Below are 12,381 nucleotides of genomic sequence, written 5' to 3'. Positions count from 1 at the left end.
GTCCGACACCGGTTCGCAACCTCTCAGACCACCGTGGATCCGAGCCAGGTTGGCCACGTGTCGGCAAAATCCACACTCGGCACGGCCGCGCGGTGTGTCAGACCAACGCCGCCTGACACACCTGTGTCGTGTGTCAGACCAACGAATGTCCGGCACGGTTGCGTTCCCCGCCGCAGATTCCGTGCCGGAGATTCCGTGCCGGAACGGGCCCGCGTCAGCTCAAGACGGCTGTGACACGGGCCCGTTGAGGAGTCAGCTGGCGCACTGGGCCTTGTCGGCGGTGGACTTCTCCACATTCGGGGTGGCCGCCGACGAAGAGTTCAGCTTCACGCCCGCGCCCTTGAAGTCCTCTCCCAGGGTGAGTGTCATCGTCGGCAGTCCCTGGGAATTGGTGACGCTCTTGCCCGGCTTCATCGCGGACCCGCTCAGGCCCATGATGTCGGCCAGCCTGCGGGCCTGGTCCGCCTGATCGGGCGCGTACTCGAGCGTCGTCCTGGCCTGCGTGGTGCCCGCGTTGCCCGCGTTCTCGGACTTGGTGACCCCCGCCTCCGTCTGCAGGTAGGTCAGCTGTGCCTGCGCGCTGCCGCCCGGGGCGCCGCCGTTGAGGACCTGCACCCGCACCTGTGAGGGGTCGGCCTTCTCTCCCTTGAGACGGGCGGCGACCGCGGCCTTCTCCTTCGCCTCCTTCTTCTTCACCTCGGTGAAGGAGGTGTCGCTCTTGATCATCTGGAAGACCTGGGGTGCGCTCGACTCGTCGACGACCACGGTCGCCTTGACCTTCTCGGTCGGGTTGTCGCGCACCGGCACCGTCAGGAACGTGATGTTCTTCGTCGGTACCTTCTTCAGCTCCAGGGCCACGTCCTTGAGCGTGCTGACCTTGCCGATGCCGGTGTCCACGGTCAGCGCCTTGGTGGCGGCCTCGGCGAGGCTCAGCAGCTTCGAGGGATTGGTCAGGGTGTCGCCGGAGGACATCTTGCGCATGAGCGAGCCCAGGAACTGCTGCTGCACCTTGATACGGTCGAGGTCGCCCTGGTTGCCGAAGCTGTGCCGGGTGCGGAGGAACGCCAGCGCCTTCTCACCCTCGACCTTGGACTCGCCCGCGGGCAACTTCAGCTTCGACTCCTTGTCGTCGACGGCGTGCTCCACGCAGACCGTGACTCCGTCCACCGCGGTGGTCAGCGTCTTCACCGCGTTGAAGTCCGCCATCATGAAGTGGTCCGGCTGGATGCCGGTGGCCTCCTTCACCGTGCGCATGGTGCAGCCCGCGTTCCGGCCGCTCTCGCCGAGGCTGCGGTTGAAGCGGACGTCCTGCAGCCCCGGGATGACCTTCTCGCTGCCGTCCTCCTGAATGGTCGGGCAGTCGGGGATGTCGACGATCAGGTCCCGGGGGATGCTGAGCGCGGTGGCGTTCGTGCGGTCCTTGGAGACATGCAGCAGGATCGTGGTGTCGGCGTGGCCCACGCTGCCCTTGTCGCCGTAGCCCTCATTGCCCGCACCGGTGCGCTTGTCGGTGCCGATGACCAGGATGTTGAAGGCCTCGTCCTTGCTGAAGCCGTCCTTGCCCGCGTCGCCGACATCCGTCGTCGTGACGTTGTTCTCGAGGTGCTTGAGGTAGAGATAGCCGGCCGTGCCGGCCGCGACGAGGACGAAGGCCATGGTGCCGCCCGTCCACATCACGGCCTTCTTGGCCTTCGACTTCTTCTTCGCCGGCCGCCGCCCCCGCCGCCCCGGGAGGGGCTCCTCCGGGGCGGTACGGCGCCGACGCTGCGGCGGGACCTCGCGACCAGGGGCCTCGGGTGCCCGACGGCCCGGTGCGGTGCTTCTGTTGCGCACCGCCTCACGGGAGCCGCGGTCCGCGGCTCTGCGCTGTCCCGGAACCGATGACTGCGCTCTGGAAGCATTCAGTCGCAGTTCGTATTCACCGGTGTTCGGATTGAGCACCCACTGGTCTGCGGGATCAATGTCATCCGCCCGCCCACGGCCTTGCGCGTCCACGGTTGTCTGAATCCTCCGTCGGGGCCACGCGGCGCCTTTCCCCTCCAAGGCGCTCGGGTCTCTCTCGGTCAAACAGTGCGCAAGCCTAACTACGGCAGGGAGCACCGGATCGCTCACACTATCCGTCCAGTTCAGCGTGGAGCGACGGCGGTGACAAATTCCACGTCCCTACAACTGGGCAATCCGCCCCATTTCTTTGAAGTGGGGTTCGCCGACTTGGTCAGCGCTTTACCCGCAGGGGTTCTCGGCGGCCGTACTGCCGCGGAAGGTGGGTGCCGGGGAAGTGGGCCCGGGGGGTTCGTCCGGGTGGGCGAGTCGGCGCGACGGCCCTGGGTGCATTCCGGACGAATCAGTGACTTCTATCGGAGTGTCGGTGCGCAGCCGCTGAAACAGCCGCTCCGCCTCGGGCTCCACCAGTTGGTCGCGATTGGAGTTGTAGACGTACGACTCCCTCGGAACCGTCAGGAATTGCACGCGTTCGGTGGGGATGTCGCGTACTCCTCGCGCAAGTTCGTACAAACCACGCAAGCTGGCCAGTGCCGGGTCCGTGGTCAGGGACGACGTGGCGGCGTCCAGGACCGGATAGAGCCGGACCGGGTTCAGCAGGACGTCGTTGCTCTGCGCCTTGTGCACGAGTGCGGCGAGGAAACGCTGCTGGCGGTCCATGCGGTCGGTGTCGCTGCCGTTGCCGAGGGACTTGCGGGCCCGGACGTAGCCGAGGGCCTGCTCGCCGTTGAGCGTCACCTTGCCGGCCGGGAGCCTGAGCTTGGCGGCCTTGTCGTTGATGGCTTTCTCGAGGCAGATCTCGACGCCGTCGAGGGCGTCGACCATCTCCTTGAAGCCGTGGAAGTCGATCACCATGTGGTGGTCCATGCGGATGTTCGTCAGCCGTTCCACGGTGCGCACGGTGCAGGCCGAACCGCCCACCTGGAAGGCGTAGTTGAACATCGCGAACATCGGCTCGCTGCGGCGGCCGTCGGCGCGGCGGCAGCCGGGGACGTCGACCATGAGGTCGCGGGGTATCGAGACGGCGGTGGCGCTGCGGCGGCCGGAGGAGAGGTGCAGCAGGATCGTGGTGTCGGAGCGCTCGGTGCCGGAGTCCTTGCCGTAGCGGCGGTTGCCGGAGCCGGCCCGGGAGTCGGAGCCGATCACCAGGATGTTCTGGGCGCCGCGCACCAACGAGGTGGGGCGCTCCTTCTCGTACCTCGCGAGCTCCGCGGCGGCCGCCTCGTCCGGGGTGATGTTGGAGTCGAGCTTGGCGTACACGCCCCAGGCGACGCCCCCCGCGACGACCACCACGAGCCCGACCCCGATCGCCCCTCGCCGGACCCAGCGCCGCACAGGCCCCTTCCTGCTGGCCGACGCCCCCCGGTGCGCATCTGCGGTGTCGGTCACGGCGGTGTCCACCCCTCATTGCGTACAGCGTGTGGTGTGGGCTGCTGTTACGACCATGGCGCGGATGGGGGGTGGGGGGTGGGTGGTGGTGGGCCGAACGGGTGAGGGTGCCTGCGGCGCTCGGGCCGGGGTGTCCGGGACGGGCTGTGGTGTGCTCTGGCGCGTTCTCGTCTCGGTGCCGGTCGCGATATCTCAGCCAGTCCGGCGTTTGAGGACGAGGCCCGTTCAGGGCCGAAGCGGGGGTCTGGGGGCGGCAGCCCCCAGGAAGGCCCACGCTGACGCCGGGTGCCGGTGCTGAACGCCGGGTGCCGGAGCCCGGTGCCGGAGCCGCGCGCCTGCGCCGGGGGCGGTGCCCGGAGCTACCTCGCCGTCGCCGTCACCCGCTCCGCCTCGATCCGCTTGGCCAGGGACTCCTCGCTCAGCGAGTCGAGGTGCCGGCACAGGACCACGGAGCCGCCGGTCGCCAGTGCCGCGTACAGACCGGCGTTCAGGCCCTCCCAGGTGTCGTACGGCAGAGCCGACAGGATCCGTGAGCCCGGACCCGTGAGCCCCAGGGCCGGCGCCTCCGCGCGGGCGCGCTCGACCAGTTCCGCGGCGCTGAACTCCCGGCTCGCCACGATCAGTGCCGGGTCCTCGGGATCGACGGGGACATACGGCGCGAAACGGTCACCCTGGCTCGGCACCTCGACCGCGTAGTCGGCGAAGCCCGCCGGCGGTTGCGGGAAGCGGCCCCCGAGCGGCCGCAGCGCCAGCGCGACCCGCTCACCGCGGCACGCCCGCGCGGCCTCCAGACCGTCCGGCCCGCTCACCACCACGTCGGCCGTCGCCGGGTCCCCGCCCACGTCCGCGATCGTGCCCACCGACGAACACGCCAGCAGCCACACCGCCGTCTGCCAGTGCGTGGGCAGCAACAGCGTCACCCGGTCGCCCGGCCCGGCGCCGAGGTCGCCCTGAAGCAGATTCGCGGTCTTGGCCACCCAATTGGCGAAGGTGGCCACGGACAATTCCACGCGTTCCCCGGTGGCATCGTCGTAGAAGGTCACCAGGGGGCGTCCGGGATCCGCGGCGAGCGCGGAACGCAGCAGGTCGGCGGGGGTGCGATCGGTGGCATTCACCCGCGCAAGGGTACGCGCCGCCGTGGTCGCGCACCCCCCTGCGGGCCGTCCGGCCACCACCGGTTCGGCGGAGCCGGGGATCGACGTGCCGTCAGTTCCCCAATGGACAGCTTTGTCTGGCTATACCCAACATCGGGAGCATGCGTGGATTCCTTGCTTCCTCGATCGGTGTCACGTGCGCGGCCGCCCTCGCTCTCCCGCTCACTCCACCCGCCGCGGCGTCCGTGCGCCCGGCGCTCGGAGCGGAAGCCGCCAAGAGCGGGGCGACGGTGGCCCTCGGATCGGCGGCGCGGCGTGCCGACGCCGGGCCCCACGTCCCCGGCAGCACCCAGTCGCTGCCCCTCGTCCCCCTCACCCGCGACCGTTCCACCGACGCCCCCACCGCACAGGGGCTGACTCGGCGGGACGTACGTCGCTTCTCGCTGGTCGGCGTCGTCTGGGACGACCCGGCCACCGAACTGCACGGCCGCGTCCAGGTCCGCACCCGTGCGGTCGCGACCGGCACCTGGTCCGGCTGGCAGGACGTCGAGACCCACAACGCCGAACACGCGGCCGACCCGGACACCGCCGAGAGCGCCTCGGGCGGGGTGCGCGGGGCGACGGCCCCCCTGTGGGTCGGCGACTCGGACGGCGTCCAGGTGCGGGTGACACCGGAGGGCGCGGGGCCCATGCCGGCGGCGGCCACGCCCAAGCCGAAGTCCGAGGCGGCGAGGCCGCGGCCGAAGCCGGGGGTGACGGATACCAAGCCGAAGCAGGGGGAGACCAAGCCGAAGTCGGAGGCCGGCGCGCCGAAGCTCAAGCCTGACCCGGCGAAGCCCAAGCCTGACGTGGCGAAGCCCAAGCCTGACGTGGCGAAGCCCAAGCCTGACGCGACGAAGCCCAAGCCGAAGTCCGAGGCCGTCACGCTCAAGCCCAAGTCCGAAGCCGCTGGGCCGGAGCCGGAGCCGAAGCCGAAGCCGAAGGCCGAAGCGCGTGACCAGGACGGTGACGACGCGGCGGTCGACCCCACGGCGGCCGTCACGCCGCTGCCCGCCGGCCTCCACCTCGAACTCGTCGACCCGGGCGACCCCGCCCCGACGCAGGGGGAGGCCGGACGCCGTCCCGGCTCACTGAACCCCGAGACCCTCGGCGGCGCCGAGGCCCTCGCCGCATCCGCCGCCAACGCCGAACTCGCGCCCCTGGGCGCCACCGAGATCCCCGCGCTCGGACGCGCCGAGACCGAGCGGGAGATGCTGGCGCTGCGCGGCAGCGAGCTCACCCAGGAGCAGCGGGCGAAGCCCTACGTCGGCCCGCGTCCGCGCATCGTCACCCGACGTGGCTGGGGAGCCAACGAGGCATGGCGGGAGCGGCAGTTCGCCTACACCAAGAAGGTGAAGGCGGCCTGGGTGCACCACACCGCGTCCGGCGGCAAGTACTGGTGCACCCAGGCTCCCTCGCTCATTCGCGGTATCTACCGCTACCACGTCCTGAGCATGGGCTGGCGCGACATCGGCTACAACTTCCTCGTCGACAAGTGCGGAAACATCTACGAGGGCCGCGCCGGGGGCGCGGCGAGGCCGGTCCTGGGGGCGCACACCCGCGGTTTCAACAGCAACAGCATGGGGATCGCCGTCCTCGGCAGCTACGGCTCGACGAAGCCGACCGTGGCCACCGTGAACGCCATCGCCCGACTCACCGCATGGAAACTGGGGCTCTACGGTGCCAATCCGCGCGGAAAGACATACCTGACGTCCGGGGGTGGCAATCTGTACCGAAAGGGCAGGAACGTACGACTGAATGTGATCTCCGGCCACCGGGACGGCTTCTCCACGGAGTGCCCCGGCCGGCTGCTCTACCTCAAGCTCAGCTCGGCCCGCGCCTTCGCGGCCCGTCTCCAGGGTCGCTGAGGCGGGGGGCACTTCACGGGGAAGTACGGGAAAACACGGGAGCACGGGGGAGCCTGGGAGATCCCCGGGAGCCCTGGGAGCACGGGGACTGGGGCGGGAGCACATTCACCGCCGTCGGGGGAGGAGAGGCGGGATGTGTCGTCATACCGCACTGCCGTCGAGGGCGCCGCACAACGGTCTGCATACACTGGCCGGCCGAAAGAGAGTTCGGCCGGTCCCGGCAGGAAGCAGAGACGACAGGTGACAGAAGCGATCCTCCTGGTCGGCGGCAAGGGCACTCGGCTGCGTCCGCTCACCGTGCACACACCGAAGCCCATGGTCCCGGCCGCCGGGGTGCCGTTCCTCACGCACCAGTTGGCGAGAGCGAGAGCGGCGGGCGTGGACCACATCGTCCTGGCGACGTCGTATCTGGCCGAGGTCTTCGAGCCGTACTTCGGAGACGGCTCGGCGCTGGGGCTGCATCTGGAGTACGTGACGGAGGAGGAGCCCCTCGGTACGGGCGGGGCGATCCGGAACGTGGCGTCGCGACTGCGTTCGGGGCCCGAGGACCCGGTCCTGATCTTCAACGGGGACATTCTGACGGGCCTGGACATCAGGGCGCTGATCCGTACGCACGAGACGACGGGAGCGGACGTCTCGCTCCACCTCACGAAGGTGACGGACCCGCGGGCGTACGGGCTCGTCCCCACGGACGACACGGGCCGGGTGACGGCGTTCCTGGAGAAGCCGCAGACGCCCGAGGAGATCGTCACCGACCAGATCAACGCGGGGGCGTATGTCTTCCGGCGGTCGGTCATCGACACGATTCCGGTGGGCCGGCCGGTGTCGGTGGAGCGTGAGACCTTCCCGGACCTGCTGTCGGCCGGGGCGCATCTCCAGGGCATGGTCGACTCGACGTACTGGCTCGACCTCGGCACACCGGCGGCCTTCGTGCGCGGCTCGGCGGACCTGGTCCTGGGCCGGGCTCCGTCCCCGGCGGTCCCGGGGCGCTGCGGCGACCGCCTGATCCTCCCCACGGCCCGGGTGGCCCCTGACGCCAAGCTGACCGGCGGCACGGTGGTGGGCGAGGGCGCGTTCGTGGCGGAAGGCGCCCGGGTCTTCGGCAGCACGATCCTTCCCGGCGCCGTCATCGAACCCGGCGCCATCATCACCGACTCCCTCATCGGCACCCGCGCCCGCGTGGGCGAACGCTCCGTCCTGACCGGCACGGTCATCGGCGACGGCGCGGTGATCGGCGCCGACAACGAGCTGCGGGACGGCGCACGGGTGTGGTGCGACGCCCGGATACCGGCGGGCGCGGTGCGGTTCTCGCCGGATCTGTAGGAGGTATGCCTGCGGCGGCCTGTGGCCGGGGGGTGGGGGGTTCGCGTAGCGCCTTATGGCGGTGGGTGGGTCGGGGCCGCGCCGGGGGGTGTCCGTCCTCGGTCCGGCGGCCGCCGCACCTCGAAAGCCCCCGCCCCTTGACGCCGGCCACTGCGGGCGGACACCCCCCGACACGGCCCCTTAACGCCGTGGGCGACTGCGGGCGCGTGGGGGTTCGCGTAGCGTTCGGGGTCGAGCTCTCACCATCCCGGACCCCACTCACCCGCTGTGGCGTGCACCTCTTGGCGCCGGGTCCGCGCACTTCAGCTCGTCGGGCGTTCGAGGTCGAGCTCTCACCATCCCCAACACCCACCCACCCCCTGGGGCCACACCTCTCAACGCCGGTTCGCCGCTCTCAGCCCGTCCGGCGTTTGAGGACGAGGCCGTTCAGGCCGATGCGGGGTCTGGGGCGGCAGCCCCAGGAGGGGTGGGGTAGAAGGGGCGGTGCCCCTGGAGGATGGGACGGGTAGGGGCGGCGGGGGCGAGGGAATGGTGGGGCGGTGCCGCGACAGGGGACGGCCTCACAACCGCCCGATATCCCCCCGCGGCATCCGCGGAGCCCGCCGCGCCGGCACCCGCCCGCTCAGCAGAATCAACCGAGCCGCCCGATGCCGCTGCCCCGCATACGGCTCCAGCAACTCCAGCATCACGGAGTCATCCGCATCCCGATCCCCGGCGAGCGCGAACCCCACGATCCCCGGCAGATGCAGATCCCCCACGGTCACCGCATCCGCCGCCCCATGACTGCGCTGCACAACCTCCGCCGATGTCCACGGCCCGATCCCCGGCACGAACTCCAACCGGGCCTGCGCCTCCGCCGGAGCCATCCGCACGGCCTCCTCCATCCGCCCGGCCACCCGCACGGCCCGCAGAATCGTCGACGCCCGCTTGTTGTCGACCCCGGCCCGATGCCACTCCCAGGACGGAATCAACGCCCACGTCCGCGCATCCGGCATCACACACATCCGCCCGGGCGCGGGACCGGGCGCTGGCTCCCCGTACTTCCGTACCAGCAACCGCCACGCCCGATACGCCTCATCGGTCGTGACCTTCTGCTCGAGCACCGACGGAATCAACGACTCCATCACCAGCCCGGTCCGCGTCAGCCGGAGCCCCGGCCGCCGATGCCGGGCCATGGCCACGACCCGGTGCCGCGGCACGAAGACGGACGGATCGTCGGCGGCCCCGAGCAGATCGGGCAATCCCTCCAGCAGCCACTCGGCCCCCGGTCCCCACGCCTCGGCCCGCACCTCGGCCCCGCGCGCCGCGACCCGCAGCGTCCCGGGCCCGGCAGGCGTGAGCGTCGCCCGCCACACGGACCCGTCCGGCATCGCCCGGAACGTCGGATCCCCCGGCCCGCGCCGCAAGGGCCCCAGCACCAGCCCGAGATCGAGCGGCTCGTCCGGCACCCACGTCCGCACCCGCCCGGCGGCCGCGGCCTGACGCGGTATCCCGCCGGGCACGGCGACATGCCCACCGCGCACGGTCGTACGCGTGGGCCGCGGGGAGAAACGTCCTGCCACGGATGAGGTCCTAGGGGGAGGGGAGGTGTTCTACGAGCGTAGGCCTTGGACGGCGTGGGTCACCGCACCTCGACAAAGGCCGCAGCATCCCGCTCCGGCCTCGCCCGCGGCTCCTGAGCCGGGTGGCCGACCGCCACCGCCCCCATCGGATCCCAGTCCGCCGGCAGCCCCAGCACCTCGCGCACCACATCCCGGCAGAACATGGTCGACGACACCCACGCCGAGCCCAGCCGCTCCCCGGCCAGCGCGACCAGGAAGTTCTGCACCCCGGCACCGGTGGCGACGACGAACATCTCCCGCTCAGCGCCGTCCCGCCGCGTGTCGCCGTAGGTGTGCGAACCGTCCATGACCAGGCACGGCACCACCAGATACGGCGCGTTGCGCAGCACGTCCCCGCGCCGCACCCGCTTCCTGATCGACTCCTCGCTCTTGCCGTCCCGCCGCAGATCCGCGATCCAGGCATCGCGCATCGCGTCGAGCAGCCCCGTCCGCGACTCCTCCGACTCCAGCAGCACGAACCGCCACGGTGTCGTGTGATGAGGCGCCGGTGCCGTGACCGCCGCGGCTACGGCCCGTCGTACGGCCCCGGGGTCGACCGGCTCGTCCGTGAACGCCCGTACCGTACGGCGCTGGGTCACCGCCTCCCGTACCGCTTCCGACGTCCCCAGCCGGAACATGTCGTCCCGCGCGTCGCGCACCATGGCCCGCGCGCCGTCCCCGTGGTCCCCGGTCACGGTGTGCGCAAGGCCGCGCACGACGGCGACGGGCAGCCCGTCGGCCTTGCCCTTGACCAGATCACCGGCGGCGGCGAGTTCGTCCGCGGTCGCCACCACGGTCGCGCTGAGCGGATTGCCGTGCGCGTCCGTGCCGCCGCGCAGATCGTCGAGCACGCGGATGCCGGCGGCGCCGATCGCTACGTCGGTGAGCCCTGAGCGCCAGGGCCGTCCGAAGGTGTCGGTGACCAGGACGCCGACGTCGACCCCGAGGGTGTCGCGCAGTCCCTCGCGGATCGCCCGCGCGGACGCGTCCGGGTCCTCGGGCAGCAACAGCACGGTCCCGACAGGGGTGTTGGAGGCGTCGACCCCGGCGGCGGCCATCACCAGACCCTGCCGGTTCTCGACGATGCGCAGGGGGCCGCGGCGCGCCACGACCCGTACCGTCTCCGCGTCGATCGCGGACTCCCGGTCGTGCGCCTGCACGATCCGGCCCTCGGCCTTGGACACGATCTTCGAGGTGACGAGCAGGACGTCCCCGTCGACGAGACCGGGCTCGGCGGCCGCGATCAGCTTGGCCAGGTCGTCGCCCGGCGCGACCTCGGGGATGCCGCGGACCGCCCACACCCGGTAGCCGGGGGTGCCGTCGGGCCGGGCTTCCTGCTGCTCGCCGGTCAAATTCCCCGCACCTCCTCGGCCAGCTCCAGGGCCTCGCGGGCCATCTGCGCGGTGGCGTCGAGGTCGTTCATCATCAGCGGTACGGCCCGGCAGCGGATCCCGGCCGCCTCGACCCGCTCCACGGTGGCGGCGTCCACGGTGTCCACGAGCCAGCCGTCGAGCAGCCCGGAGCCGTAGTGCTCGGCGACCGCCGCGGCCGTCGACTCCACGCCCACCGCCGCGAGCACCTTGTCGGCCATCCCGCGCACGGGCGCGTCCCCGACGATCGGGGAGAGACCGACGACCGGCACGCCCGCGTCGGCGATCGCCTCGCGGATGCCGGGTACGGCGAGGATCGTGCCGACCGAGACGACCGGGTTGGACGGCGGGAAGAGGATGACGTCGGCCTGGGTGATGGCCTCCAGGACGCCGGGCGCGGGCTTCGCCTGCTCGGCGCCGACCGGCACGATCGCCTCGGCGGGAACCGAGGCCCGCAGCCGTACCCAGTACTCCTGGAAGTGGACGGCCTTGCGCTCGCCCTCCTCCACGACGGCGACATGCGTCTCGACGCGGTCGTCGGTCATGGGGATGAGGCGCACGCCGGGCTGCCAGCGGTCGCACAGGGCTTCCGTCACCGCGCTCAGCGGATATCCGGCGCCGATCATCTGCGTCCGCACGATGTGCGTGGCGAAGTCCCGGTCGCCGAGCCCGAACCACTCGGGACCCACGCCGTACGCCGCGAGCTCCTCCTTGAGGTGGAAGGTCTCGTCGGCCCGGCCCCAGCCCTGTTCCTCGTTGATACCGCCGCCGAGCGTGTACATCACCGTGTCGAGGTCCGGGCAGACCTTCAGCCCGAAGAGGTGGATGTCGTCCCCGGTGTTGCCGATGACCGTGATGTCCGCGTCCGGCACGGCCCGCTTCAGACCACGCAGGAACCGGGCACCACCGATGCCGCCTGCCAGAACCACAATGCGCATGGGCCCAAGTCTTGCAGGCGGGTACGACAACGCGTCAGGCAGTCACCGAACGTGCCTCGCACGCGAGGGTCGTGTGCATCGGCATCTCCGTCAGGCCCGGGTAGTACACGTGCAGGCTCACCGCCGGCTCCAGCGCGTCGTTGACCACGTCGTGCGCGTAGCCCGGTGCGAACACCCGCTGGGCGCCGGCCGCCAACACGCGCGTGCCGCGCTCCGTGCGCTCGGTCAGGGTGCCGTCCAGGACGGTCAGCACGCCGGAGGAGGGGCCGTGGTCGTGCAGGCCGCTGCCCTGTCCGGGGACCCAGGACAGCAGCCACACCTCGTAGCCGGGGCCCGTGCGCAGCCGGTGGTACCAGCGCGTGGTGGCGTCGTATTGGACGAGGTGCTCCCACTGCGAGCGGTCGGCGGCGATGGAGCGGGCCAGGCCGACGAACTCGGCGACGGTCGCCGGGTGCTCGCGCGGTGCCTGGAGGAGGTGCGGGACTTCGAGGATGTCGCCGGCGATCTGGAGGTCGCTGTCGCTGTTCATAGGGTGGGTGGTTCCTCAGTGAAGAAGGTCAGAGGGAACTGAAGCCGAGGGACGGACGGCTCGGCCTACAGCTGGAGCAGGTAGGGCTCAACAGCTGGAACAGCAACAACAGCTACAGCGAGCGCGGGCAGCACCGTGGGACCCGGCGGTGCGGGTCGAGGTGAGTGCCGAGTTCGCGAGCATGCCCACAAGGACAGCGGTTCACACCCTTCAGTGTCAACTCGGCGCC

General features: G+C 71.2%; 9 protein-coding genes. 2 read left to right on the top strand and 7 right to left on the bottom strand.

Annotated elements, in window-relative coordinates:
• Nucleotides 1-252 precede the first annotated feature (252 nt).
• The 3 genes from ACFPQ9_RS27555 to ACFPQ9_RS27545 all read right to left on the bottom strand — a co-directional run bounded on the left by ACFPQ9_RS27555 (nucleotide 253) and on the right by ACFPQ9_RS27545 (nucleotide 4,505).
• A complete protein-coding gene (locus ACFPQ9_RS27555) occupies nucleotides 253-1,995 on the bottom strand; it encodes an LCP family protein (protein WP_380858802.1) in 1,743 nt (580 codons plus the stop codon).
• A 228-nt stretch (nucleotides 1,996-2,223) separates the two neighbouring features.
• Nucleotides 2,224-3,390 carry an LCP family protein gene (locus ACFPQ9_RS27550; protein WP_465269585.1) on the bottom strand — a complete coding sequence of 389 codons (1,167 nt, stop codon included), beginning with the start codon at nucleotides 3,388-3,390 and terminating at the stop codon, nucleotides 2,224-2,226.
• 359 nt (nucleotides 3,391-3,749) lie between these two features.
• On the bottom strand, nucleotides 3,750-4,505 hold the full coding sequence (locus ACFPQ9_RS27545) for a TIGR03089 family protein (RefSeq protein ID WP_380858796.1): 756 nt from the start codon (nucleotides 4,503-4,505) through the stop codon (nucleotides 3,750-3,752).
• A 140-nt stretch (nucleotides 4,506-4,645) separates the two neighbouring features.
• Between ACFPQ9_RS27545 and ACFPQ9_RS27540 the strand changes: the two genes are divergently transcribed.
• Complete coding sequence (locus tag ACFPQ9_RS27540; RefSeq protein ID WP_380858793.1) at nucleotides 4,646-6,391, top strand: N-acetylmuramoyl-L-alanine amidase; 1,746 nt, start codon at nucleotides 4,646-4,648, stop codon at nucleotides 6,389-6,391.
• Nucleotides 6,392-6,631: 240 nt separating this feature from the next.
• A complete protein-coding gene (gene manB, locus ACFPQ9_RS27535; RefSeq protein WP_380858790.1) occupies nucleotides 6,632-7,714 on the top strand; it encodes a mannose-1-phosphate guanylyltransferase in 1,083 nt (360 codons plus the stop codon).
• Between the two features lie 560 nt (nucleotides 7,715-8,274).
• On the opposite strand, the gene ACFPQ9_RS27530 is transcribed toward manB, so the two are convergent.
• Genes ACFPQ9_RS27530 through ACFPQ9_RS27515 form a run of 4 tightly spaced genes read right to left on the bottom strand, consistent with a single transcriptional unit; the run spans nucleotide 8,275 to nucleotide 12,152 of the window.
• Nucleotides 8,275-9,276, bottom strand: a complete 1,002-nt coding sequence (locus ACFPQ9_RS27530) for a DNA-3-methyladenine glycosylase family protein (RefSeq protein ID WP_380858787.1) — start codon at nucleotides 9,274-9,276, stop codon at nucleotides 8,275-8,277.
• A gap of 59 nt (nucleotides 9,277-9,335) precedes the next feature.
• A complete protein-coding gene (locus ACFPQ9_RS27525) occupies nucleotides 9,336-10,667 on the bottom strand; it encodes a coenzyme F420-0:L-glutamate ligase (RefSeq protein WP_380858784.1) in 1,332 nt (443 codons plus the stop codon).
• On the bottom strand, nucleotides 10,664-11,623 hold the full coding sequence (gene cofD / locus ACFPQ9_RS27520) for a 2-phospho-L-lactate transferase (RefSeq protein ID WP_380858781.1): 960 nt from the start codon (nucleotides 11,621-11,623) through the stop codon (nucleotides 10,664-10,666). The genes ACFPQ9_RS27525 and cofD overlap by 4 nt, the downstream gene beginning before the upstream one ends.
• 34 nt (nucleotides 11,624-11,657) lie before the next feature.
• Nucleotides 11,658-12,152 (bottom strand): cysteine dioxygenase, encoded by a 495-nt coding sequence (locus tag ACFPQ9_RS27515; protein WP_380858778.1) that lies wholly within the window; start codon nucleotides 12,150-12,152, stop codon nucleotides 11,658-11,660.
• Nucleotides 12,153-12,381 lie beyond the last annotated feature (229 nt).

Source organism: Streptomyces coerulescens (assembly GCF_042657965.1).
Lineage (GTDB): Bacteria > Actinomycetota > Actinomycetes > Streptomycetales > Streptomycetaceae > Streptomyces > Streptomyces coerulescens.
The sequence above is the reverse complement of the archived record's forward strand: the minus strand, read 5'-3'. Positions and strand labels throughout refer to the sequence as shown.